General features: G+C 64.2%; 23 protein-coding genes. 13 read left to right on the top strand and 10 right to left on the bottom strand.

Annotated elements, in window-relative coordinates; genetic code table 11:
- From pufL to RMO18_RS13960, 8 genes are all read left to right on the top strand, one after another.
- A partial coding sequence (gene pufL / locus RMO18_RS13995; protein WP_309666699.1) for a photosynthetic reaction center subunit L occupies window positions 1-606 on the top strand: 606 nt, incomplete at its 5' end.
- On the top strand, window positions 599-1,522 hold the full coding sequence (pufM, locus tag RMO18_RS13990; RefSeq protein ID WP_309666697.1) for a photosynthetic reaction center subunit M: 924 nt from the start codon (window positions 599-601) through the stop codon (window positions 1,520-1,522). The genes pufL and pufM, both read left to right, overlap by 8 nt.
- 23 nt (window positions 1,523-1,545) lie before the next feature.
- The gene (pufX, locus tag RMO18_RS13985) at window positions 1,546-1,776 is read left to right on the top strand and encodes an RC-LH1 core complex protein PufX (protein WP_309666696.1); all 231 of its coding nucleotides are present in this window, start codon (window positions 1,546-1,548) and stop codon (window positions 1,774-1,776) included.
- 164 nt (window positions 1,777-1,940) lie between these two features.
- Complete coding sequence (gene dxs / locus RMO18_RS13980) at window positions 1,941-3,875, top strand: 1-deoxy-D-xylulose-5-phosphate synthase (RefSeq protein WP_309666695.1); 1,935 nt, start codon at window positions 1,941-1,943, stop codon at window positions 3,873-3,875.
- A gap of 60 nt (window positions 3,876-3,935) precedes the next feature.
- On the top strand, window positions 3,936-4,901 hold the full coding sequence (locus tag RMO18_RS13975; protein WP_309666694.1) for a hypothetical protein: 966 nt from the start codon (window positions 3,936-3,938) through the stop codon (window positions 4,899-4,901).
- A 163-nt stretch (window positions 4,902-5,064) separates the two neighbouring features.
- The gene (locus tag RMO18_RS13970) at window positions 5,065-5,718 is read left to right on the top strand and encodes a protein-L-isoaspartate O-methyltransferase (RefSeq protein ID WP_309666693.1); all 654 of its coding nucleotides are present in this window, start codon (window positions 5,065-5,067) and stop codon (window positions 5,716-5,718) included.
- A gap of 107 nt (window positions 5,719-5,825) precedes the next feature.
- On the top strand, window positions 5,826-7,199 hold the full coding sequence (locus tag RMO18_RS13965; RefSeq protein WP_309666692.1) for a TolC family outer membrane protein: 1,374 nt from the start codon (window positions 5,826-5,828) through the stop codon (window positions 7,197-7,199).
- A 120-nt stretch (window positions 7,200-7,319) separates the two neighbouring features.
- Entirely contained in the window at window positions 7,320-8,609 is a 1,290-nt protein-coding gene (locus RMO18_RS13960; protein ID WP_309666691.1) for a hypothetical protein, read from the top strand.
- A gap of 102 nt (window positions 8,610-8,711) precedes the next feature.
- Here RMO18_RS13960 and RMO18_RS13955 read toward each other — a convergent pair whose 3' ends face one another.
- The gene (locus RMO18_RS13955) at window positions 8,712-9,038 is read right to left on the bottom strand and encodes a DUF6280 family protein (protein WP_309666690.1); all 327 of its coding nucleotides are present in this window, start codon (window positions 9,036-9,038) and stop codon (window positions 8,712-8,714) included.
- A gap of 216 nt (window positions 9,039-9,254) precedes the next feature.
- On the opposite strand from RMO18_RS13955, the gene efp reads away from it, so the two are divergent.
- Together efp and RMO18_RS13945 are read left to right on the top strand one after the other, a co-directional pair.
- Window positions 9,255-9,818: an elongation factor P gene (efp, locus tag RMO18_RS13950; protein ID WP_309666689.1), complete on the top strand. Its 564-nt coding sequence runs from the start codon at window positions 9,255-9,257 to the stop codon at window positions 9,816-9,818.
- 22 nt (window positions 9,819-9,840) lie between these two features.
- Complete coding sequence (locus RMO18_RS13945) at window positions 9,841-10,122, top strand: hypothetical protein (RefSeq protein ID WP_309666688.1); 282 nt, start codon at window positions 9,841-9,843, stop codon at window positions 10,120-10,122.
- Between the two features lie 12 nt (window positions 10,123-10,134).
- Here the strand turns inward: RMO18_RS13945 and RMO18_RS13940 are convergent, their stop codons facing one another.
- The 3 genes from RMO18_RS13940 to RMO18_RS13930 form a co-directional block, all read right to left on the bottom strand.
- Window positions 10,135-10,917, bottom strand: coding sequence for a CPBP family intramembrane glutamic endopeptidase (locus RMO18_RS13940; protein WP_309666687.1), 783 nt, complete (start codon window positions 10,915-10,917; stop codon window positions 10,135-10,137).
- Between the two features lie 71 nt (window positions 10,918-10,988).
- Window positions 10,989-11,765, bottom strand: a complete 777-nt coding sequence (locus RMO18_RS13935) for a folate-binding protein (RefSeq protein ID WP_309666686.1) — start codon at window positions 11,763-11,765, stop codon at window positions 10,989-10,991.
- 54 nt (window positions 11,766-11,819) lie between these two features.
- Entirely contained in the window at window positions 11,820-13,616 is a 1,797-nt protein-coding gene (locus tag RMO18_RS13930) for an ABC transporter ATP-binding protein (RefSeq protein ID WP_405054079.1), read from the bottom strand.
- Window positions 13,617-13,782: 166 nt separating this feature from the next.
- On the opposite strand from RMO18_RS13930, the gene RMO18_RS13925 reads away from it, so the two are divergent.
- On the top strand, window positions 13,783-14,985 hold the full coding sequence (locus tag RMO18_RS13925; protein ID WP_309666685.1) for an aminotransferase class V-fold PLP-dependent enzyme: 1,203 nt from the start codon (window positions 13,783-13,785) through the stop codon (window positions 14,983-14,985).
- 45 nt (window positions 14,986-15,030) lie between these two features.
- Here RMO18_RS13925 and RMO18_RS13920 read toward each other — a convergent pair whose 3' ends face one another.
- From RMO18_RS13920 to RMO18_RS13910, 3 genes are all read right to left on the bottom strand, one after another.
- The gene (locus RMO18_RS13920) at window positions 15,031-15,912 is read right to left on the bottom strand and encodes a DMT family transporter (protein WP_309666684.1); all 882 of its coding nucleotides are present in this window, start codon (window positions 15,910-15,912) and stop codon (window positions 15,031-15,033) included.
- A 171-nt stretch (window positions 15,913-16,083) separates the two neighbouring features.
- A complete protein-coding gene (gene denD / locus RMO18_RS13915; RefSeq protein WP_309666683.1) occupies window positions 16,084-17,043 on the bottom strand; it encodes a D-erythronate dehydrogenase in 960 nt (319 codons plus the stop codon).
- A gap of 65 nt (window positions 17,044-17,108) precedes the next feature.
- Complete coding sequence (locus RMO18_RS13910; protein WP_309666681.1) at window positions 17,109-17,480, bottom strand: DUF305 domain-containing protein; 372 nt, start codon at window positions 17,478-17,480, stop codon at window positions 17,109-17,111.
- A gap of 193 nt (window positions 17,481-17,673) precedes the next feature.
- Here RMO18_RS13910 and RMO18_RS13905 point away from each other — a divergent pair, with 193 nt between their 5' ends.
- Window positions 17,674-18,459, top strand: a complete 786-nt coding sequence (locus RMO18_RS13905; RefSeq protein WP_309666679.1) for a gamma-glutamyl-gamma-aminobutyrate hydrolase family protein — start codon at window positions 17,674-17,676, stop codon at window positions 18,457-18,459.
- Between the two features lie 77 nt (window positions 18,460-18,536).
- Window positions 18,537-19,076, top strand: coding sequence for a flavodoxin domain-containing protein (locus tag RMO18_RS13900; RefSeq protein ID WP_309666678.1), 540 nt, complete (start codon window positions 18,537-18,539; stop codon window positions 19,074-19,076).
- Between the two features lie 32 nt (window positions 19,077-19,108).
- On the opposite strand, the gene RMO18_RS13895 is transcribed toward RMO18_RS13900, so the two are convergent.
- The 3 genes from RMO18_RS13895 to RMO18_RS13885 all read right to left on the bottom strand — a co-directional run.
- Complete coding sequence (locus tag RMO18_RS13895) at window positions 19,109-20,413, bottom strand: HlyC/CorC family transporter (protein ID WP_309666676.1); 1,305 nt, start codon at window positions 20,411-20,413, stop codon at window positions 19,109-19,111.
- Window positions 20,414-20,449: 36 nt separating this feature from the next.
- Window positions 20,450-21,388, bottom strand: a complete 939-nt coding sequence (locus tag RMO18_RS13890; RefSeq protein WP_309666675.1) for a site-specific tyrosine recombinase XerD — start codon at window positions 21,386-21,388, stop codon at window positions 20,450-20,452.
- 3 nt (window positions 21,389-21,391) lie between these two features.
- On the bottom strand, window positions 21,392-22,959 hold a 1,568-nt coding region (locus RMO18_RS13885; protein WP_309666674.1), incomplete at its 5' end, for a hypothetical protein.

Raw genomic sequence — 22,959 nt, 5'->3', positions numbered from 1 at the left:
CTGGACGGCGGGCTGTGGCAACTGATCACGATGTGCGCGGCGGCGGCCTTCATCAGCTGGGCCCTGCGCGAGGTGGAGATCTGCAACAAGCTGGGCATGGGCTACCACGTGCCCTTTGCGTTCGGGGTGGCGATCTTTGCCTACCTTACGCTGGTGGTGATCCGGCCGGTGCTGATGGGGGCCTGGGGTTTTGCGTTTCCTTACGGGATCTTCACCCACCTCGATTGGGTGTCTAACACCGGCTACACCTACGGCAACTTTCATTATAACCCGGCGCATATGATCGCGGTGAGCTTCTTCTTCACCACGTCGCTGGCGCTGGCCCTGCATGGCGGGTTGGTCCTGTCGGCCGCAAACCCCGAAAAGGGGCGCGAGATGCGCACCCCTGAACATGAAGACACCTTCTTTCGCGATTTCATCGGCTATTCGGTGGGCACCATCGGCATCCATCGTGTTGGCCTTCTGCTGGCGCTGAACGCCGGGTTCTGGAGTGCAATCTGCATCGTGATCTCGGGCACCATCTGGTTCGACCAGTGGGTCGTGTGGTGGGACTGGTGGCTGCAGCTGCCGTGGTGGGCGAACATTCCGGGAGGCGTAAATGGCTGAGTATCAGAATATCTTCAATCAGGTTCAGGTCCGCGGCGCCCCGGAGATGGGGATGGTCGAAGGCGTAGATCTGGCGAACCGGACGCGGGGGGCATCGTTTTCCAACCTTGCAGGCTGGTTCGGCAATGCGCAGCTGGGGCCGATCTATCTGGGCACCATGGGCACCATATCGTTGTTCTCGGGTGCGATCTGGTTCTTCATGGTCGGCGGCTGGTTCTGGCATCAGGCCGGGTTCAATCCGGCGGTGTTCCTGCGGGATCTGTTCTGGCTGTCGCTGGACCCGCCGGCCCCTGAATGGGGGCTGCGCATTCCGCCACTGGCGGAGGGCGGTTACTTTCTGATCGCCTCGTTCTTCCTGCTGGTGGCCGTGCTGGCCTGGTGGGTGCGAACCTACCTCAGGGCACAGGCACTGGGTATGGGCAAGCATGTGTGCTGGGCCTTTGCCAGTGCGATCTGGCTGTTTCTGGTGCTGGGTCTGATCCGCCCGATCCTGATGGGCAGCTGGTCCGAGGCGGTGCCTTACGGCATCTTCACCCACCTCGACTGGACCAACAACTTCAGCCTTTCCTACGGCAACCTGTTCTACAACCCGTTCCACGCGCTTTCGATCGTGTTCCTGTATGGCTCGGCACTGCTGTTCGCCATGCACGGGGCCACGATCCTTGCCGTCAGCCGTTTCGGTGGCGACCGCGAGTTGGAGCAGATTGCCGACCGGGGCACCGCATCGGAACGCGCCGCCTTGTTCTGGCGCTGGACGATGGGGTTCAATGCCACGATGGAAGGCATTCACCGCTGGGCCTGGTGGTTCGCGATCCTGGTCACGCTGACCGGGGGGATCGGGATCCTGCTGACCGGCACGGTTGTCGACAACTGGTATGTCTGGGCGCAGCTGCACGGCTACGCACCGCCGAACTGAGGCCCGAAACTGAGGAGAATGTGATGTCTGACGATTATTTCGGAACACCGTCGCGCCGGGCGCATCTGACAGGCTGGATCGGCGCCGAGATGCTGCGGGGCGCAGGGTACGCTGCCGCCGCGGTGGTGGGGTTCGGCCTGATCTTCCTCGTGATCTGGGCGATCAGCCTGCTGCTGCCAGAAGAAAGCAAGCAAGCGCCTGATCCCAACACCTGGAGCGCGCTGGTGCTGCCGGTCGAGGATACAGTGGTCTAACGATCCGCGGGGGCGGGCAACCGCCCCTTCGGCACGACGTTCGGGCCGCTGCCGGCCCGGATCCGGGGCGCATGACGAACAGCCCGGTTCCCTTCCTGTTGGCGACAGGACCCTGGTGCCGTGTGGGTCACCTCTGCACGGCACTTCTTTCAAAGGAGGCCTCGATGGATGCCGACAGCCGCACCCCCACACTTGACCGCGTCGCAGGCCCTGCCGATCTGAAGGTGCTGAGCGACGCCGAGCTTGCGCTTCTGGCGGTCGAGTTGCGGCAAGAGACCATCGAGGCGGTGTCAAAGACCGGCGGGCATCTGGGATCATCGCTGGGCGTGGTGGAACTGACCGTGGCCATTCATGCGGTGTTCAACACGCCGCTCGACAAGCTGATCTGGGACGTGGGCCACCAGTGCTATCCCCACAAGATCATCACCGGGCGGCGGGACCGGATGGGGACGCTGCGCCAGAAGGGGGGCCTGTCGGGGTTCACCAAACGGTCGGAGTCTGAGTTCGATCCGTTCGGGGCGGCGCATTCCTCGACCTCGATCTCGGCGGCGCTTGGCTTTGCGGTGGGGCGCGAAATGGGGATGCCGGTGGGCGACACCATCGCGGTCATCGGCGACGGGGCGATCACGGCGGGGATGGCCTATGAGGCGATGAACCACGCGGGGCACCTGAAGGAACGGCTGTTCGTCATTCTGAACGACAATGACATGTCGATTGCACCACCGGTGGGGGCGATGTCGACGTACCTGAATGCGATTGCCGACAAGGGCCCGCTGGCCGCGCTGAAAGCGGCGGCAGAGGGGTTCGAGGCGGCACTGCCCGGCCCGGTGCGTGACGGCGCACGCCGGGCGCGGCAGTTGGTGACCGGGCTGCCCGGTGGCAGCACCTTGTTCGAGGAGTTCGGGTTTTCCTACATCGGGCCGATTGACGGGCATGACATGGGGCAGTTGCTGGGCACCTTGCGCGCGGCCAAGGCGCGGGCGTCGGGACCGGTTATCATTCATTGCGTGACGGTCAAGGGCAAGGGCTATGCCCCCGCCGAAGGGGCGGATGACAAATATCACGGGGTGGCGAAGTTTGACGTGGCCACCGGCGCGCAGGTCAAGGGCAAGTCGAATGCGCCGAGCTACACCCAGGTGTTTGGCGAAACGCTAACCGCTGAGGCGGCGCGCGACCCCAAGATCGTGGCGATCACCGCCGCGATGCCGGGCGGCACGGGGCTGGACATCATGGCGCGGCGGTTTCCGGCGCGGGTGTTCGATGTGGGTATTGCCGAACAGCACGGTGTCACGTTTGCCGCGGGTCTTGCGGCCAGCGGCATGCGGCCGTTCTGCGCGATTTATTCCAGTTTCCTGCAGCGCGGTTATGACCAGATCGTGCATGACGTGGCGCTGCAGGGTTTGCCGGTGCGGTTTGCCATCGACCGGGCCGGGCTGGTGGGGCAGGACGGGGCCACCCATGCCGGGGCCTTCGACATCGGGTTTCTGGCCAACCTGCCGGGCTTTACCGTGATGGCGGCGGGGGATGAGGCCGATCTGGTGCACATGATGGCCACTGCGGTGGCGCATGATCAGGGGCCGATCGCGTTCCGCTATCCGCGCGGCGAGGGGGCCGGGGTTGAACTGCCCGCACGCGGCGTGCCGCTGCAGATCGGGCGGGGCCGGGTGCTGCGCGAAGGCGATGACGTGGCGATCGTGTCGTTTGGCGCGCATCTGTCGGAGGCATTGGCGGCGGCAGAACTGTTGGAAGCCGAGGGGATCAAGGTCACCGTTGCCGACGCGCGCTTTGCCAAACCGCTGGACACCGCGCTGATCGACCAGCTGATGGCGCATCACGGCGCGCTGATCACGGTGGAGCAAGGGGCCACGGGCGGCTTTGGCGCGCAGGTGCTGCACTACCTTGCGGCCAGCGGCGGGCTTGACCGGGGGCGGCTGGTGCGGACGATGACCTTGCCCGACACGTTCATCGATCAGGCAAGCCCGGCGGAGATGTATGCCGAGGCAGGGCTGCGCGCGGTTGACATTGCGGCCGTTGTGCGCGTGCTGGCGGAGCGACTTGCAGAACCCAAACGCATGATCTCAAAGCCCCGGTTGCTCTGAAACGCTTGATTTCCGTGCGTTTTCACGGCAGGCTCACACCCCTTATACAGGGTTGAGGCGATGTGGGATTTCAGTGTTTTCGGGGCGCTCGGTCTGATGGTGCGGACCGCACCGTTCGTTCTGTTCCGGGTGGCGGTGTATTTTGGCATCACCGCTGCGCTGGTCGTGGTCACCGGTGCCGGGGCCGGGATCGGCTATGGCATCGGCGGGTTTGGCGATGACGAGTTTCGCGCCACCAGCACGTTCTGGGGCGGCGCTGGCGGCTTTGGCCTGACGGCGGGCGTGATCTTCTTTTTGCGCGACTATGTGTTGTACATCGTGAAGGCAGGCCACATCGCGGTGATGGTGGAATTGATCGAGGGCAGGACGGTGCCTGCCGGGCAAGGCCAGATTGCCTTTGCGCGCGACATGGTGAGCCAGCGTTTTGGTCAAGCCTCGGCGCTGTTCGCGCTGGACCAGCTGATCAAAGGGGTGATCGCGGTGGTGACCGGGCTGGCGCAAGGCATGATGGCGTTCCTGCCGATTCCCGGGCTGGACCGGATCATGGGGGTAGTGCGCGCCTATCTGCGGCTGGCGGTGGGGCTGGTGGACGAGGTGATCCTTGCGCACGCGCTGCGCACCCGGTCGGACAACCCGTGGGAATCGGCGCATGACGGACTGATCCTTTATGCCCAGAACGCCCGCCGGATGCTGGTGAACGCCGCATGGCTGACGCTGTTTGTCTGGGGGCTGTCGCTGGCGGTGTTTCTGGTGATGCTGGCGCCGGCGGCGGCGGTAGTCTGGCTGTTGCCGGGCGAAGGTGCGGCGGGGGGCCTTGTGTTCGCGCTGGTCTTTGCCTGGGCGGTGAAGGCCGCAGTGATCGAGCCGTTCGCCGTGGCCTGCATGATGCAGGTGTTCTTCAAGGTGACCGACGGGCAGGTGCCAAATCCTGAATGGCGGGGCAGGCTAAGTCAGGCTTCGGCCAAGTTCCGGGCGTTGGGTGAACGGGCGATCGGCTGGCAGCGCGACCCGGCACGCCCGGAGTGATGGCCACAGCCGGTTGCCGGCACAATGTGCAGACACATTTTGACAAATGGAATACGCTTGCAAATCATTGGCAAAGCCTTGAAACCAGTTAGAACGCTGGTTGCCCTGTGATGGTTTCTGTGGCAAGACAAGCGGCATAAGAAACCATACCGATGAGTTCAGAATGACCGAATTCGCCACCCGACGCGTGACGATGGTGGACACGCAGGTCCGCCCTTCGGATGTGACCAAGTTTCCAATCATCGATGCGATGCTGACCGTACCGCGCGAGACCTATGTACCGCGCGACAAGCGCGAGGCGGCCTATGTCGGCGAGAACCTGGATATCGGTGGCGGGCGCGTGGTGCTGGAACCGCGGACGCTGGCCAAGTTGCTGGACGCGCTGGATATTCAACCGACGGAAATGGTGCTCGATCTGGGCTGCGGGCTTGGCTATTCGGCGGCGGTGATCGCACGCCTGGCCGATGCGGTGGTGGCCGTCGAGGAAGATGCCGGTCTGGCCGCCGAAGCGCAGCGCGTGTTGTCCAATGAAGGCGTCGACAATGCGGCGGTGATTGCCGGGCCGTTGGCGGCAGGGGCGGCGAAACATGCGCCCTATGATGTGATCACCCTGCAGGGCGGTGTGGAAACGGTACCCGACGCGGTGTTGGCGCAGCTGAAGGAAGGCGGGCGTATTGGCGCGGTGTTCATGGATGGTGCGGTTGGCACGGCCAAGGTCGGCTACAAGATCGATGGCGCAATGAGCTGGCGGTCGCTATTCAACGCAGCGGCCCCAGTGCTTTCCGGGTTTCGCAAGGAGCGCGGCTTTACGCTGTGATCGGGTAGGGTGCTGGGGACTTGCCAGCGGCAAGATAAGCCCCACCTATGAAGGCAATCAGTTTGGCACAGGCGCAAATCGCTTGTGATAAGGAAAGGCGACGCGATATGCAGAGTTTGTTTCGGGTTCTGGCAGTGCTGGCGGCGGGGCTTGTGGCAGCGCCCATGGCCAAGGCCGAAACCCTGACTGATGCGTTGATTGCCGCTTACAACAATTCCAATCTGCTGGATCAGAACCGCGCCGTATTGCGCGCCGCTGATGAGGATGTGGCGGTGGCAGTGTCTGCGCTGCGGCCGGTGGTGGCGTTTACCGCACAGTCGTCCTGGCGCAAGGCGGATGTCGCCGGTGTAACCGGGGTCATCACCAGCGAAGGGCTGAGCTCGTCGCTGACCTTGAGCGCGGAGCTGACGCTGCTGGATTTTGGGCGCAGCAGGCTCGGCATCGAGATTTCCAAGGAAAGCGTTCTGGCAACCCGGCAGGCGCTGATCAATGTGGAACAGCAAGTTCTGCTGGCTGCAGTCCAAGCCTATGTTGACGTGCGTCTGGCCCAGGAGGTCGTGGCGCTGCGCAACAGCAACCTGCGGCTGATCACGCAGGAACTGCGCGCCGCACAGGACCGCTTTGATGTGGGCGAGATTACCCGCACCGACGTGGCGCTGGCGGAATCCCGGCTGGCCCAGTCGCGCGCGGCGCTGTCGTCGGCGGAAGGCCAGTTGCTGGTCGCACGCGAAGCGTACAAAGCGGCCACCGGCGCTTATCCGGGCAGGCTTGCTGCCTTGCCGCCGTCGCCAAAGATCGGGCGCACCTTGGACGAGGCGCAAAGCGTGGCGATAAAGACCCACCCCCAGATTCTGCAAGCGCAGCATCAGGTGAGCATCGCCGAGCTGCAGGTCGCGCTGGCCAAGGCCGGAATGAAGCCGACGGTTGGCGCCAGCGCCAGTATCAGCCGCGACGATGACGGGCTGGACACCCAGACCTTCGGTCTGTCGCTGAACCAAACGCTTTATGCCGGGGGCAAGCTTTCCGCGCTGTATCGCCAGTCCCTCGCCAACAAGGACAACTCCAGCGCCGGCCTGCGGCAAACCGTTGTCGGCATTTCGCAGAACCTTGGCGTTGCCTGGGCCAACCTTGCCGTCTCGCTGGCGTCGATCGAAGCTTCGGATCGCCAGATCCGCGCCGCGCAAACCGCGTTTGACGGCGTGCGCGAGGAAGCAGCCCTAGGCGCTCGCACCACCCTTGACGTGCTGGACGCCGAGCAGGAGTTGCTGGACGCCCGCAACGGCAGGCTGACCGCCGAGGCCGACCGCTATGTTGGCGTGTACAGCGTGCTGTCGGCGATGGGCCTGTTGACAGTGGAGCACTTGCAGCTTGGCATTCCGACATATGACCCCGAAGGCTACTACGATGCGGTCAAGACCGCGCCAGCCACCTCGGCCCAAGGCAAAAAGCTGGATCGCATCCTCAAGAAGATTGGAAATTGAGGCCGGAAGACCACAACCTCCGGTTTAGCAGACAAAGGCTATTGCCCGACATTCAAGATGCAGGCACAGTTGGGCAGGGCTTTTTGAGTGCGGGTGACGGGGTAGAACGGATTTATAGAGATGTCTGAGCCGCAAAGCTCTCATGAAATTGAGGATGTCGTTTCCTCCATTCGCCGGCTGGTATCGACCCAGTTGCGCCCGCGCACGCGCGATCTTTCGCATGACAAGCTGCTGCTGACACCGGCCTTGCAGGTGGTGGCCGAGGTGGATGGGCCTTATGAGCCCGAGGCCATTGCGACGCCCACGCCTGCCGCATTCGTGCAGCCTGTGACCGAGGAGGTACAGCCGCAAGCCGAAGTGCCGGTTGCGGCAGTTGCGGAGCCTATCGAACAAGGCGTGCCAGTCGTTGCTGATGTGGCCGTTGCTGATTTGGCCGTTGCTGATATGGTGGCTGCCGATGTGGCCGTTGAAGAAGCGGCGCTTGTAGAGGTAGCGATTGCCGACGCTGCCAGTGCAGAAGCGGCGCTTGCCGAAGAAGTCGCCCAAATTGTCGCGGCGGAAGTTACGGCGGAAGGTACGGCGGAAGTTACGGCGGAAGTTACGGCGGAAGTGTTTGAGCCAGCCGCCGATGCGCCGCGCGACAGCGCCGACAGCGTTGCCCCCGCAGACCTTGGCGATGATGCCGTGGTCAGCGCGAAAGAGGTTTCCGCAGAGGCCGGTTTCGCACAATCCGATCCGTTGCAGTCCGATGTTTATGAGACGCCGGCAGAGCCTCCGGTGCAGGAGCAGGCTGAGGCGTCGAATGCGACGCTGCAGCTGGTTGATGGCGAGTGGGAAGATGAAATCTGGGAGGAGGTCGAACCCTCTTTCGCGGAACTGAACGGCGAGATTGACGACGCTGAGGTGCTGCCGCCCAAGACCGAAGCCGAGGTTCACAGGCTTGACCCTTGGCCGGTGCCGGTGCCGGAGACGGAGACGGAGACGGAGACGGAGACGGAGACGGGTCCGGTCGCATCCTCGGCGCCACCTGAGGCCGCTTGGGCGCAAGAGGAGCCGATCCCGTTCTTTGCGCACCCACGCTCGTCGCCGGTGGCCAACGATGCTGTCGCATCGCCCGCCCCAGCCGAGGCCGACTTGCGCCATGCCATGCCGACGGCTGCGTCCGCCGAAGATCCGAACGCCGGACTGGCACGGGATGAGCAGTTGTCCGTCGGCGCGGCAGAGGCGTTGGACGATGACGCAGAAGCGTCCGGCTATTCGACGATTGATGAAGATGTGCTGACCGAGATCATCCGCGATCTGATCCGCGAAGAACTGCAAGGCGCGCTGGGCGAACGGATCACCCGGAATGTCCGCAAGCTGGTGCGGGCCGAGATCAACCGGGCGCTGACGTCGCGGCCCTACGAATAGCCGCCCGTCCCGAACGGCACTTCGGCCTCCGTCGCCAGCCAATGCCGAAAATGCAAAACGCGCCCGATGGGCGCGTTTTCGGTTTTGGTGGCTGCCAGATGATCAGGCGGCTTCGGCCTGATCTGCTTCCAGCGCATGCCGACGTTCGGATTCCTCGCGCGACAGGGCAACAGAGGTGCGCACGCCTTTGGAGACAAACTCCATCAGACCCTTGACCACGCGCTCGTTCGGATCGATCCCGGCGCAAGACAGCACTTCACGGCCATCGCGCGACCGCGCCCAGCGGGCAATCTGGTCCGGCCCGTTGCCATACTTCTTGTCATCCGCAATTGCGTCATCAAGTGCGGCAAGGACCACGGCGGCAAAAAGCTTGCGTGCGCGCTGGCCCTGTTCGAAGTTGAAGGCAGTGCTGTCGATGGTATCGAGCATCGGGCGTTCCTTTTTTCTTGCTCTTGTCTTCTGCTGCGTCCTGCGCTTGTAACGGTTTGGTCACGATTCGGGGTTTCCGGTTTGGAATGACTGCCATGCGCAGGAAGCATAGCTCTCGAAGACCGCTACTGTATCTAGTTGTCTTGCAAGGGGTCAACCTCGCAGATATAGGGGCGGGTAACTTTTAATCAACCTTCTGGACAAGGTTCCGCCATAATGCCGAAAATCAACGGAAACGAGATCCGCCCCGGAATGACGGTGGAACATGACGGCGGCCTCTGGGCCTCGGTGAAGGTCAACCACGTCAAGCCGGGCAAGGGCGGGGCTTTTGCGCAGGTTGAATTGAAGAACCTGCGCGACGGACGCAAGTTGAACGAACGGTTCCGGTCGGAAGACAAGGTCGAGCGGGTCGATCTGGAGTTCAAGGATCAGCAGTTCCTGTACGAAACTGACGGGCGGCTGGTGTTCATGGACAACGTGACCTACGAGCAGATCGAGCTTGACGCCGAACTGTTGGGCGACCGCCGCCCGTTCCTGCAAGATGGCATGACGGTGTCGGTGCAGTATTTCGGTGAAGAGCCGCTGAACGTGACGATCCCGCAGAAGGTAACCTGCCGCGTGGTGGAAACCGAGCCAGTGCAGAACGGCCAGACCGCGTCGAAAAGCTATAAGCCCGCCGTTCTGGATAATGGTGTGCGCATCATGGTGCCGCCGTTCATCAACATTGATGAAGTGATCGTGGTGCACACCGAACTGATGGAATATTCCGAACGCGCATAAGGCGCGGGTGCCGGGAGGCGGCATGCGGCATTGGCTATCTCTTGCCAGCTATCATTGGGCCGCGTTGTTTGCGGCACTGGCGCTGTTCGCGGCGATCCTGGCCTGGGTGTCGTTCGGGTTGATCAATCTGGCGATGGCCAATGTCGACTTTCTGCGCCACCACGGGGTGATGGCGATCCGCGAAGGCGGGTTGCTCCAACTGACCGTGATCGGGGCCAAGGCGCTGCTGGCGCTGATCAGCTATCTTTGTTTCAAGGCGATCGAGGCGGAGCTGATCCACCGCTGGCGTGCGCTGGATCGCTAGTGCTGTGACGCGTCAGACCGTCAGCTGCCCGAAGACCAGTGCCACGACCAAGGCCAGCACCACCACACCTTCCACCGCATGCGGGATCAGCGCGAACCAGACGCTGCGAAACCGCCGGCAGGGGTAAGTCCACAGCATGGTGGAAAGGACGATCGCCGGAATCGTCAGGGGTCGGATCAGGTGGTAGGTGCCGAACAGCACTGCATTGGCCGCCCAGTCCCAGCGCCCGAACGCGCCGTTCATACGCGGCAAGAGAACTCCGCGGAACAGCAGTTCCTCGCCCAGCGCGTAGTTGAACAGGCAGGACACCAGCGCCATCGGGATCAGCCACCACGCACCAACGAACTGCGGCTGAGCAAGTGACGCAAGGTCGGGTGCGGGAACCAGTGCAAGCTGCGGGGCAACCCAAAGCAGCGGCGCGGCGAGCGCGTCGGCAAGGCCAGTCTGTTCGATAAGGAACGTGCCGATCAGCACCGGCACCACCCACCACAGCAGCACCAGCCTTGGCCACCCGGTGCCCGGATCGCGCGGTGTTTGCAGCCAAAGACGTTGCGCCCAAGTGCCCTGCCGATCCGGCCCCGCCTCGGCGCGCAGCAACAGGCAGGACAGTGCGAATTGCCAGATCATCCCGAGGATCATCAACCCCCAGATCACGATGCCCAGGTAAAGCCCGGTTGCAGTTGACAGCAAGGGTGCCACCCAGAACGCCATCACCGGCATTGGAATGGCGACAGCGGCCCAGATCGCAAGGATTTTCGCCAGGCTGTATTGCGGCAATGTCAAAGGCTCGGTCATCCACGTCACTCCAAACTGCGCCCTGTGAATAGGGCGGTAATCTAGGCAGTGGAAGGATGGAATTCCAGACCTTAAACCACGCCAATCAGGCGCAGGCTGGCGGTGCCGCTGATCAGGGCTCCTTCGGCCCGGTCAAAGCGCAGATAGGCGATGGCTTCGCCGTGGCTATGGGTGAAGATCATGCCTGCGGGTTTGCCATCGGCAAGGATCTCGGTGCCGGGCGGGGGGGCGGTGCCGGTGACGGACACGCGGGTCAGGCCCTTGCGCAGTTCGGTCTTGTGTTTCATCCGCGCGGTGACTTCCTGACCCACATAGCAGCCCTTGCGGAAATCGACGCCGTGCAGGCGCTCGAACCCGGTTTCCAGCAAGTAGCTTTCATCCGGGATCAGCTCGATCCCGCTTTCGGGGATGCAATGGGCCACGCGGATCGCGTCCCAATCCACGCCGGGCGGCGCGCCGGGGGCGTCACGCCAGGCGCGCCAGCCCAAGGCCGGGTGACGCGGATCGGCCATCGCGTCATCGGGGGCCGGGCCAAGACCCCTGATGGCATGCAGCGGCGCGGGCGCGATCTGCACATCGGCGCGCAGCCGGTACATCGTCAACCGGCGCAGGGTGGCCGGCGCCAATGTGGTGGCGATGTCGATCAGGATCGAGTCCTGCACCCCGCGCCGGATGACGAAGAAGTCGGCAAGGTATTTGCCCTGTGGGGTCAGCAACGCCGCCCAGACGATTCCGGGCGCGGATTGCAGGGGCGTCACGTCGTTAGAGACCAGACCCTGCAGAAAGTGCAGGGCATCGGTGCCCGTGACGTGCCAGATCGTGCGGTCGGCTGCGGCTTCGCCGGTCATCATCGCCCCCTTGTTCCCTTTGATATAGGAGGCGCGTTGGCCAAAGGGAACCGTCTACTCGCGCAGTTGCAGATCGTGCAGGCGCGCGTAAAGCCCGCCTTTGGCCAGAAGCGCCACATGTGTGCCTTCTTCGGCAACCCGGCCATTGTCCAGCACGATGATCTTGTCGGCGTCCTTTACCGTCGAAAGGCGATGCGCAATGACCAACGTCGTGCGCCCGATTTGTGCCCGTGCCAGTGCCGCCGAAACTGCCGCCTCGGTCTTGGTGTCAAGCGCGCTGGTCGCCTCGTCCAGCAGCAGGACCGGCGCCTCAATCAACAGTGCGCGGGCAATGGCGATGCGCTGGCGCTGCCCGCCAGACAACGATGATCCGCGCGGGCCAGCAGGTGTTTCCAGACCAACCGGCAACCCGGCGACGAAATCCGCCACATCGGCATCGGCAAGCGCCTTGGCAAGCTGCGCCTCACCGATCCCCTCACGCCCAAGGATCAGGTTTTCGCGCAGGGATTCGTCGAACAGCGCTGCGTCCTGCGACACCGAGGCCAGCAGCCCGCGCTGGTCCACCAGCGTCATGCCCGCAACATCGACCCCGCCGATCAGGATGCGCCCCGACTGCGGTTCCACCATCGCCGAAATCAACTGGAACACCGTGCTTTTGCCGGCCCCGGAACTGCCAACCAGTGCGGTCACTTTGCCGGCCTCGGCGGTAAAGTTCAGCCCGTTCAGCACGGGCCGGTCCGGGTAGGCGAAAGTCACGTCCTCAAACCGGATTTCGGGTGCACCGAGGCCGGGCATAGCCAGGCTTGCGGCCGGGCGGGTGCTTTCGGATACGGTGTCGAACAGCGTGAAGATGCGCTGCAGGCTGGCCGCAGACACCTGCCACATTCCGGCCAGATCGCTGAGCCGGCGGATCGGCTGGAAGGTCAGCGCCATCGCGGTAAAGAATGCCATGAATTCACCGGTGGTGCGGGTGCCTTCGGCGACTTCGCGCCCGCCCAGCATCAGCACCGCGAAAAACCCAAGGCCGGTGACCACATCCACCAGACCCGGCATGGTCGCGCGGCCCAGCGCGGATTTCACCTCGGCCCGCACGATGCGCGCGACGACGTCTTGAAAACGGCGGGTCTGATAACCCTCCATCCGGTTCAGCTTGACCGCCTGGATGCCGTGGAAAATCTCGTCCAGCCGAGTGGCGCGCAGGCCGGATTGTTCGCGCATATGCAGCGTCTTGCGCCGGATATAGCGTTGCAGAACCAGCGCCGGCAAGAGCAGCAGCGGCGTTCCCACCAAGGCAGCCGCTGTCCACCACGGGTCGATCAGAACGGCCACCACGAACAACCCGATCAGCGACACAACGTCCCGTCCGATCCCGCTGATCACCAGATTGGCCGCACCCTGTGCGGCAAAGGTATCGCCCTGTACACGCTCGATCAGGGTGCCGGGCGGGTTGGTCTGGAAGAACCCCGCATCCAGCGTCAACAAATGGCGCAACAGATCGGCCTGCATCGCGGCAGCGCTGGTCTGGTTGACCTGCGCCATCAGCCAACGCCCAAGGATCGAAGTGACCGCCCGGATCAGGAACAGCGACAGGATCGCGGTCCCGACCCAGATCAGCGAGGCGCCGCCACCACTTGCAAACACCTTGTCGAACAACGGTTCGATCATATAGCTGAGCGCGCCAAGGGTGGAGCCTTCGATCATCATCAGGAAGAATGCCACCAGCATCAGCGGCAGATAGGGCCGCAGATAGCTGCGCCAGAACCGGACGAACAGTTCGCGCGAGGTGTAAGGACGAAGCGGTTGCGACAAGTGGCTTTGCCTTTCTTGGGGCGTTGCCGTTTCCGGGGGCATTGCCGTTCTGGCGATGCTAGCTGGGGTTTAGCGGGAAAGTTCCGTCCCCTCAACCCGCCGTCTCTGGCAACCGCCATGGTGAGATGCCGGTGTCCGGTTGATTGACGCCAGCCGCGCCACCGCTTAGCGATGGCACTCCAGACATCCTGCCAAAACGGACATGCCCATGACCCTCGCCAACGGCCGCCAGTATCTTGCCATTCCCGGCCCCTCGACGATGCCCGACCGGGTGTTGCAAGCGATGCATCAGGGGGCGCCCAACATCTATGACGGGGCGCTGATCGATCTGGTGGCCAGCCTCTGGCCCGATCTGCGGATGGTTGCCGGCACCACCAGCCATGTCGCCAGCTATATCGGCAACGGCCATGCGGGATGGGAGGCGGCGAATGCCAACATGTTCAACCGGGGTGACCGGGCGCTGGTGCTTGCGACCGGGCAGTTCGGCCTGTCCTGGGCTAATTCGGCGCGCGCCATGGGGGTCGAGGTCGAGGTGCTTGATTTCGGCAAATCCGCAGCGCCTGACATGGGGCGGGTCGAGGCAGTCCTGCGGGGTGATGCGGGCCACAAGATCAAGGCAGTGCTGACCACGCAGGTCGATACCGCAAGTTCGGTCAAGACCGACATTGCAGCCCTGCGCGCCGCGATGGATGCGGCGGGTCATCCGGCATTGCTGGCGGTGGATTGCATCGCGTCGCTGGGCTGCGATGAATACCGGATGGATGAGTGGGGGGTCGATGTGACCGTCGCCGCCAGCCAGAAGGGCCTGATGACGCCGCCCGGAATGGCCTTCGTGTGGTTTTCAGAAGCAGCACGCCAGCGCTGCGCCGGGGCTGACCTTGCCAGCCCATACTGGGCCTGGGGTCCGCGTGCCGATCCGGTGGAATTCTGGCAGTATTGGGACGGCACGGCGCCAACGCATCACCTGTTCGCGCTGCGCGCGGCGCTGACGATGATCCGCGAAGAGGGTCTGGTGCAGGTCTGGCACCGGCATCGGGTGCTGGCGGGCGCAGTCTGGGCCGCGTTTGATGCCTGGGGCGCGGGCAACCCGGCGATTGCAATGAACGTGGCAGACCCACAGGATCGCGGCTGGTCGGTGACTGCGGCGCGGCTCGGGGCGCCGGATGCCACCCGCCTGCGCGACTGGACCGAACACAAGGGCGGGGTCACGCTGGGCATCGGTCTTGGCATGGCCGCGTCGGATGACCCGGCCTATCACGGCTATCTGCGGGTGGCGCATATGGGGCATGTGAATGCGCATATGACGCTGGGGGCGCTGGCGGTGATGGAGGCGGGGATGCAGGCGCTTGGCATCGCGCATGGCGAGGGGGCGTTGACCGCTGCGGCCAGCGTGGTGGCCAACGGCGCGTGACATCGCTTGATCCACGCCGGCATTGGCGCGGCAAGACGGCGGGCGTCAGTGCGCCGTGCGGTGTTCGCGCAAGGATATGTAGATGGCTGACGCGATCAGCACCGCCACGCCCAGCAGCGTCCAGCGGTCCGGCAGATCGTTGAAGAACCACCAGCCGACCACGGTCGCCATAATGATCTCGCTGAAGGCAAGCGGCGCCAGCAACGATGCCTCGGCTTGTTCGTATGCCCGGGTGATGAACACATGGCCCACCGTGGCAATCACTCCGATCGCCGCCAACATCAGCCATTGCGTACCCGACGGGGTGATCCAGATCCAGGGCAGCGCCAGGGTCATCACCGCAGCCCCGATGGCCGAAGTCTGGAACGTCAGCACCATCGCATCGGCCTCGCCCGCGATGTGGCGGGTCATAACGAAGTATGATCCGAGCGCCACACCCGCCCCGAGGGCATAGAGCGTGCCGGGGTTGAGGTCGACCATGCCGGGCCGGATGATGATCATGGTGCCGACAAAGCCCACTGCCACCGCGACCCAGCGATCCGGCCCAACCGTTTCGCGCAACAACAATGCCGATAGCAGCACGATGACCAACGGGTTCACGAAAAAGATCGCCAGTGCGTCGGCAATCGGCAGGTGTTTGAGGGCCTGAAAGAACAGCCAGGTGGCACTGAACAGCAGCGCCGCCCGCGCCACGTGATGCAACGGCCAGTCGGGCCGGAAGGCGCGCGCACCTTGGGCCCGCAGCGCAAAGGGCAGCGTCATCGCGGCGCCGAACAGCGCCCGTGCCCAGACCACGATCAGGATCGGCAGGCCCTGCTGCCCGAGGAATTTCGCCAGAACGTCGATGAACGGCAAGATCGCCATCGCGACCAGAATGAGCCCGACGCCAAACAGCGGTCGGGCAGGAGGGGAAAAGGTGAGGGGCATTGGCGATCCTGATCGGTCTGGCGCAGAATAGGCGGCGCGCGCGGCGCACTGACCGCCCGATTGCGACATGGCAGGCCGTGCACCATTGGCCGACCCCGGAGGGTTTCACACCCTCCGGACCGCCCGTGGGATATTGGGTGAAGAGGAATTGCAAGGAGTAAGAAGGCGCGGCTAGCGGTGGGCGGAGTGGTGCGGCTGGTCATCCGCCAGATAGATCCGGATGATGTCGTCAAAGCTGGTTTCGGCGGCAAAGCCAAGGGCGCGGGCCCGGCTTGCAGCGAACGCCTCGGCCCAGGGTTCGACGATGGCGGCAATCGCGGGGTCGGGGATGCGGGTGATCAGATCGACTGCCGCTTGTCCTGCCACGCGGCGCAGGGCTTCGATCATTTCGGCTACGCTGGCACTGAGGCCGGGCATGGTCAGGGCGCGGCTGGGGCCAAGGGCCGAGGTGTCGAGGCTGGCTGCGCGCAGAAAGAACGATGTGGCGGCGCGCGGGCTGGCAAACCAGTGGCGCAAGCTGTCGCGCACCGGCAGGTTGGCGGGCAGGCCGTTCAGCGGTTCGCGCAGGATCGAGGAATAAAAGCCCGACGCCGCGCGGTTCGGGGCGCCCGGACGGATGCAGATGGTAGGCAGCCGGATAGCCACCCCGTCGAAGAACCCGCGCCGCGAATAGTCAGAGATCAACAGTTCGGTCATGGCCTTCTGGGTGCCATAGCTGGAGCGTGGGGTGAGATGAAAATCATCCGGGATCACTGGCGGAAACGGCGCGCCGAACACCGCCAGCGACGAGGCGAACACCAGTTTCGGGCAATAGCCGGGGATTGCTGCAATCGCGTCGAGCAGGGCGCGGGTGGCGTCAAGGTTGATCGCATAACCCTTGGCAAAATCCGCCTCCGCCTCGCCCGAGACGATCGCGGCGAGGTGGAAGATCAGGTCGGGGCGGTGCTGTAACAGTGTTGCAGGCGCGCCCGGATCCGTGAGATCGAGGGCGATGCTGGTGGCACCGGGCTGGGCCTTTGCCATAACCACATCGGCCAGCGTCAGCCGGGTGAACGGCAGCGCGCCTGCGCTGATCGCCGCGGTCAGCTTGCGCCCCAGCATGCCGGCCGCGCCAAGGATCAGGATATGCATGCAGCCCCCCGGTTTTGCCCCACCCGATCACAAAGCGCGGGGCAGGCCAAGGGGCGATGTCGCGATCAGCCGCCGTGTTTGGCCAGCCAGTCCTGCATCCAGGTGATCTCGGCCTCCTGGGCCGCGATGATCTTTTCGGCGAAGGCCTTCACGTCCGGGTCCGAGCCGTGTTCCAGGATGATCTTCGCCATGTCCACCGCACCTTGATGGTGCGGGATCATGCCGCGCATGAAATCTGCATCCTGGTTGTCGGAGTACTCTATCGCCATGTCGGTATGCATCTTCATGTTGGCCTCCATGAAGGCCATCGTCGCGGGGCTTTCCATTCCCGTCATCTGATGGGCGGAATGATCGGCCTCTTCGGCGATGATCGGCAGGGCAAATGCGCCGGCAAGCACAAGGGCGGCGGCGGAAAGGGCTAGGGTGCGGGGTGTCATGGCGTGGTTCTCCTTCTGGCTGCGGATTAGATGGGGGATTGCCATGGTGGTAAGGCAAGTCACCTCGGCGTGATTTTCGCCGTTTTCCTGCGCATTCTGTAGAAATGCAGTGCTGATGTGCGGCCTTGACCCTTCTCGCCCGGGAAATCCGGGCGTATGGTCGGCGTCCAGAGCAACAGTTCGCGGCGTCCATATGTCTTGCCTATCCAGTCGGCGGCCGGTGGTTGGGATCATCGGCAACAGTTATACGTTGAACGACCACTACCATGTGCATACCAGTGGCACGATGAATTCCGCCGCCATCGCCGAAGTGGCCGGTTGTCTGCCACTGATCATTCCGACCGATCCGCGCTTTGTCAGTGTCGCTGAACTGCTGGACATGTGCGACGGGTTTCTGCTGACCGGTGGCAGGCCCAACGTGCACCCTTCGGAGTATGGCGAGGAGGAGACCCCCGCGCATGGCTTTTTTGACCGTGGGCGCGATGCCGTAACCTTGCCGCTGGTGCGCGCCTGCGTGGAGCGCGGGCAGCCGTTCCTTGGCATCTGTCGTGGTTTTCAGGAGGTGAACGTGGCCTTGGGGGGCACGCTTTACCCCGAGATCCGCGATTTGCCAGGGCGGATGAACCACCGGATGCCGCCCGAAGGCACGCTGGAGGAACAGTTCGCGCTGCGCCATCCGGTGAAGTTTGCCGCGGGCGGGGTGTTTCATCGTCTGATGGGGGCGGAAGAGGTGATGACCAACACGCTGCACGGGCAGGGCATTGCGCGCGCCGCGTCGGGCATCGTGATCGATGGCCATGCCCCCGATGGCACCCCGGAAGCGATCTATGTCAAGGACGCGCCGGGATTTACCCTTTCGGTGCAATGGCATCCGGAGTGGAACGCCGCAGGCGACCCGGTGTCGCGCCCGCTGTTTGAGGCGTTTGGCGCGGCAGTGGCCGCTTGGGCCGGGTCTGAAGGGGTGCGGCGCAGCGCGTGAGCCGGGTTTGATCCCTGTCAAGGCGGCGGGGTGCGGTTCATGGCATCAGTTTTGGTGCTGAACCGGAGGATGCGCCGATGAAAATTCTGATTGCCTATGCCACCACTGATGGCCAGACCCGCAAGATCGCGCGGTTTGCAGCCCATCAGTTTGCCGAAGCGGGCCATGCGGTGGAGTTGTTGAATGTCGAAGATGCCGAGGGGCTGGATGTGTCGCGTTTTGACGGCGCGGTCCTGGCCGGGTCGCTGCATGCCGGAGGCTATCAGAAGGCGCTGGCACAGTTTGTGACCGCGGCGCGCGATGCGTTGGCGGCGCGTCCGACGCTGATGCTGCCGGTGTCACTGTCGGCGGCGGGCACTGACGCCGAGGATTGGGCCGGGCTGAAGAAATGCCTTGCGGAGTTTCTGCGCGAAACTGGCTGGACACCGGGCCGGGTGGAGCACGTGGCAGGGGCGTTCCGGTTTTCGGAATACGACTTTTTCCGCGCCTGGGCGATGCGGCGGATCGCGGATCAGAAGGGCCAGAAAGTTATGCCGGACAAGGACATCGAATACACCGATTGGTCACGGCTGGGCGCGGTGCTGGATGAATGGCTGGCGGGGATCGGCAAGGGCTGAACGACGCGGAATGATGGGCGGATTGCCCACGGCTACAGCGGCCGCATCTTAAGCTTTGTGATCCGGTTTTCGCGTCTTGCCACCACTTCGAACCGAAAGCCGTGAAAGCTGAAGACCTGCCCTTCGTTCGGGATCATCTGCGCTTCGTGGATCACCAGTCCCGCCACGGTGTTCGCCTCATCATCCGGCAGACGCCAGTCGGTGGCGCGGTTCAAGTCGCGGATCGTCATCGCGCCGTCCAGCACATAGGCCCCGTCTTCGGCGCGCATCAGGCCGGAATCCTTCAGCACCACGTCGAATTCATCGGTGATGTCGCCGACAATCTCCTCCAGAATGTCTTCCAGCGTGATCAGGCCCTGCAGCGTGCCATACTCATCAACGACCAGCGCGAAGTGTGTCCGGCGTTTCAGAAACTGACGCATCTGTTCGTCCAGCGCAGTGGTTTCGGGAATGAAGTACGGCTTCATCGCCACTTTCACGATGTCAAGATTGCGGACCCCGGCAATCGAGCCTTCTTCGCCGCGCACCAGCCGGTCCACTTCACGCAGCAGGTCCTTGGCGTGGATCACCCCGAGGATGTTGTCGTCACTGTCGCGAAACACCGGCAGGCGGGTGTGCGGCGAGGCGAGGACCTGGGTGATGATCTGGTCCGGCGATTGGGCGGCGTCGATCATCTCGATCTGGCGGCGATGGCGCATGATGGTTTCCACCGTGCGGTGCGACAGGTCCAGCGCCCCCAACAGCCGGTCGCGGTCTTCCTTTTCCACCGCGCCTTCGGAATGGCCAATGGCGATGGCGCCCATGATATCTTCGCGCAGCGCCAGCATCGCCCCGCTGGGATCGGCCTGCAGCCCGAACAACCGCAGGATGCCCCGCACCAGCAGCCGCACCAAACCAACCACCGGTGAGAATACCACGATCAGCGGCCGCACGATCGGGGCCACGCGGATCGCCACCGCTTCGGGGTGGGTGATGGCAAGGGTCTTGGGCAACACTTCGCCAAAGATCAGCACCAGCGCCGTCATCGCAAAGGTGGCGATGGCCACGCCACTGTCGCCGAACATCCGGGTCAGCAACGCGGTTGCCAGTGACGCCGACAGGATGATGACGATGTTGTTGCCCAAAAGCAGCGCGCCGATCAACCGCTCGCGGTCCTCGGTGATGCGCATCGCCTGTCCCGCCCCGCGCGAGCCTTTGTCGGACTGCGCCTTCAGCTTGCCACGTGACGAGGCGGTCAGCGCCGTTTCGGACCCCGAAAAGAACGCCGACATCGCCAGCAGCGCAAGGATGGCGGCGGCCGTCAGCCAGAACACAGTGTCAAGCAAGGTCGGGGGCATGGGTGTCCATCGTTGTGATCGGCGGGGTGGGCGGGATTACCCTTTGCGGGCCAGCGGGTGGCGGGTCAACACCAGGTCTTTCAGGTGGTCGTCAAGCACATGGGTGTAGATTTCGGTGGTGGCGACGTCCGCATGGCCAAGCAGGGTCTGGATCACCCGCAGATCGGCACCGCCCGCCAGAAGATGCGTGGCAAAGGCGTGGCGCAGGGTGTGCGGCGTGACGCGCGCCGGGTCGATCCCGGCAAGGATGGCGCAATCCTTGACCATCAGGTGAAAGTGCTGGCGCGTCATGTGACCACCGGCGCCTGCGCCCGAAAACAGGTATTTCGACGGTGCCAGCCCGCGCGTGCGCCCGGCCTCGTCCTCGGTGTCGCGGTGGCGCAGCCAATTGGCCAGCGCCGCGCGCGCCGGGGTCGACAGGGGCACCATCCGCTCCTTGTCGCCCTTGCCGCGCACCAGCACCATCCGCGGATCGCCGCGCACCGCGGCCAGGGGCAGTGTCACCAGTTCGCTCACCCGCATGCCGGTGGCGTACAACAGCTCGAACATGGCGCGGTTGCGCAGGCGTTCATCGGCGGTGCGGCCCTTGGCTTCTGCGGCCTCCAGCAACCGCGACACGTCCTCGGGGCTCAGCGTCTTTGGCAGCCGTTGCACCTTGCCCGGTCCCGCAATGCGCAAGGCCGGATTGTCTGCGCGCCAGCCCTCGTCAAAGGCAAAGCGGTACAGCTGGCGGATCGACGACAGCCGGCGCGCGCGGGTGGCCTTTGCCAGACCCTGCGCGTCGCAATGGATCAGATAGGCCTCGACCGTATCGCGCCCCGCATCGGCCAGTGCGCCGCCCCGCCGTTCCAGCCAGCCCGCGAAATCCAGCAGATCGCGGCCATAGGCCAGCAGAGTGTTGCGCGCGGCCCCCAGTTCCGCTGCCTGCGCGTCGAGAAAGGTGGAAATCCAGCGGCTGGCATCGGGGGTGGGCATGCCTCAGCCCCGGCGTTCAAGCGTGATGAGTTCCAGCGCTGTGCGCCGCGCCACATCTTCCAGATTGACCATCCGGAGCACTGACAGCCCTTCGGTCACCCCGCGCAGATCGCCCTGCACACCACGACCGATGTTGTCGATGGCCACCAAAATCGCCTCGCCGGTGCGGTTGCCGTCCAGCAACGCCAGTGCCTCGACGGACGGCGCCGGGTTCAAGTAGGCCGCCGCAATCGCCCGGCCAAGGCTGTCCGGTGCGGTCACCCCTTGCAACTGCCCCTTGGCAATCGCGATCATGAACGTCTCGGCAAGGTCGGTGGGCACATTCGTGTTGGCCGCAAGATCCACCTGCGGCGACAACAGCGCCACCCGAAACGCAATGCGCGCCGCCTCGCCAGACAGCTGCAGCCCGATCAGGTCCTTGCCAAAGAGAACCGCGAACGGCACCTCCAGCTCCACCTCTTGCATCTGTTTCCAGACCACCGGCAGCGATTGCGAAATCCGGTCGAGATCACCCGATCCTATGGCCGCGTCGAAGTTCTGGAACGCGATCACCCGGTCCCAGACCCCGCCAGACGCTGCAGCCTCGCGTTCGGTATAAAGCCCCAGAATCACATTGGGCGGGATCGTACCGGCGCGGGTCAACCGTTCGGCCGCCTCGATCTGGGCTTTCCAGCCGCCGCGTGGCGACAGATCGGCATAAGAAAACGCGATCGGCAGGCCATCGGTCGTCAGCGCCTCGCCGATGGCTTCGAACATCTTGAAGTCCAGCGGGGTGACCGGCTTTGGCGCGGGCGGTGGCGGTTCGCCCTCGAACAGATCGGGGTCCAGAAACCGCGCCAGCAAATGCCCCTGATCAGGCGTCAGTTCCTTCAGCGCCTCTGCCGTCTGCAGCGTAAGGGCGGCAGCACTCCAATCCCCCGACCGGGCCAGACAGAAGATCCGCGCCTGAAGTGTCGGCGCCAGATCCGGTGCAGATTGCATCGCTTCGCAGGCGCGGTCTTCGGCACCGGTCAGCAGCGCCACGTCGAACGACCGGCGAAACATCTCGGGCGTGGTGGCCCCGGCGGCCTCGATCAGTGCTGCCGCCTGTTCCAGCGCACCCAGCGCCAGCAGCTTGTCGATGCGCACCCGCAACACCTCGCCGCGCCCGCCGGCATCAACCGGGGCATCCAGTTCGGCCAAGAGGATCGTCAGGAACAACTGGCGCAGCGCGGGCAGCGTTTCCACCTGTTCCGCAGTCAGCCGTTCGGTGATTTCACGTGACAGGCCCACGCCCCACAATTTTGGTGGCAGGCCGGACACCGCGGTTGGGATCAGCCCCACCGAATCCGGCGATGGGCCATCCAGCGCCGATGTCGCCACCGGTTCGGGCAGGGCACCGCCATCTTTTACCGGCGGTTCCGTTACTGCGACACCCGCCAGCGCGGGCGTGGTTACCGATTGGGACAGCCAGTCGATTGCCGACAACGGTGCATCGTCCTGCGCCAGACCCAAACCCGGCGCGAACGCCAGCCCCGCGGCAACCAGCCAGACCTGAACAAGATGGCTGCGCGCATCAGTCTCCGGCATTC

The sequence above is a fragment of the Tabrizicola sp. genome, from assembly GCF_031377265.1.
Taxonomy (GTDB): Bacteria; Pseudomonadota; Alphaproteobacteria; order Rhodobacterales; family Rhodobacteraceae; genus JAUYQR01.
The sequence above is the reverse complement of the archived record's forward strand: the minus strand, read 5'-3'. Positions and strand labels throughout refer to the sequence as shown.

Bases quoted from the DNA above. Each gene is read 5' to 3' on its own strand.
- pufM (WP_309666697.1), top strand. From the start codon at position 599: ATGGCTGAGTATCAGAATATCTTCAATCAGGTTCAGGTCCGCGGCGCC.
- pufX (WP_309666696.1), top strand. From the start codon at position 1,546: ATGTCTGACGATTATTTCGGAACACCGTCGCGCCGGGCGCATCTGACA.
- dxs (WP_309666695.1), top strand. From the start codon at position 1,941: ATGGATGCCGACAGCCGCACCCCCACACTTGACCGCGTCGCAGGCCCT.
- RMO18_RS13975 (WP_309666694.1), top strand. From the start codon at position 3,936: ATGTGGGATTTCAGTGTTTTCGGGGCGCTCGGTCTGATGGTGCGGACC.
- RMO18_RS13970 (WP_309666693.1), top strand. From the start codon at position 5,065: ATGACCGAATTCGCCACCCGACGCGTGACGATGGTGGACACGCAGGTC.
- RMO18_RS13965 (WP_309666692.1), top strand. From the start codon at position 5,826: ATGCAGAGTTTGTTTCGGGTTCTGGCAGTGCTGGCGGCGGGGCTTGTG.
- RMO18_RS13960 (WP_309666691.1), top strand. From the start codon at position 7,320: ATGTCTGAGCCGCAAAGCTCTCATGAAATTGAGGATGTCGTTTCCTCC.
- RMO18_RS13955 (WP_309666690.1), bottom strand. From the start codon at position 9,038: ATGCTCGATACCATCGACAGCACTGCCTTCAACTTCGAACAGGGCCAG.
- efp (WP_309666689.1), top strand. From the start codon at position 9,255: ATGCCGAAAATCAACGGAAACGAGATCCGCCCCGGAATGACGGTGGAA.
- RMO18_RS13945 (WP_309666688.1), top strand. From the start codon at position 9,841: ATGCGGCATTGGCTATCTCTTGCCAGCTATCATTGGGCCGCGTTGTTT.
- RMO18_RS13940 (WP_309666687.1), bottom strand. From the start codon at position 10,917: ATGACCGAGCCTTTGACATTGCCGCAATACAGCCTGGCGAAAATCCTT.
- RMO18_RS13935 (WP_309666686.1), bottom strand. From the start codon at position 11,765: ATGACCGGCGAAGCCGCAGCCGACCGCACGATCTGGCACGTCACGGGC.
- RMO18_RS13930 (WP_405054079.1), bottom strand. From the start codon at position 13,616: ATGCCCCCGGAAACGGCAACGCCCCAAGAAAGGCAAAGCCACTTGTCG.
- RMO18_RS13925 (WP_309666685.1), top strand. From the start codon at position 13,783: ATGACCCTCGCCAACGGCCGCCAGTATCTTGCCATTCCCGGCCCCTCG.
- RMO18_RS13920 (WP_309666684.1), bottom strand. From the start codon at position 15,912: ATGCCCCTCACCTTTTCCCCTCCTGCCCGACCGCTGTTTGGCGTCGGG.
- denD (WP_309666683.1), bottom strand. From the start codon at position 17,043: ATGCATATCCTGATCCTTGGCGCGGCCGGCATGCTGGGGCGCAAGCTG.
- RMO18_RS13910 (WP_309666681.1), bottom strand. From the start codon at position 17,480: ATGACACCCCGCACCCTAGCCCTTTCCGCCGCCGCCCTTGTGCTTGCC.
- RMO18_RS13905 (WP_309666679.1), top strand. From the start codon at position 17,674: ATGTCTTGCCTATCCAGTCGGCGGCCGGTGGTTGGGATCATCGGCAAC.
- RMO18_RS13900 (WP_309666678.1), top strand. From the start codon at position 18,537: ATGAAAATTCTGATTGCCTATGCCACCACTGATGGCCAGACCCGCAAG.
- RMO18_RS13895 (WP_309666676.1), bottom strand. From the start codon at position 20,413: ATGCCCCCGACCTTGCTTGACACTGTGTTCTGGCTGACGGCCGCCGCC.
- RMO18_RS13890 (WP_309666675.1), bottom strand. From the start codon at position 21,388: ATGCCCACCCCCGATGCCAGCCGCTGGATTTCCACCTTTCTCGACGCG.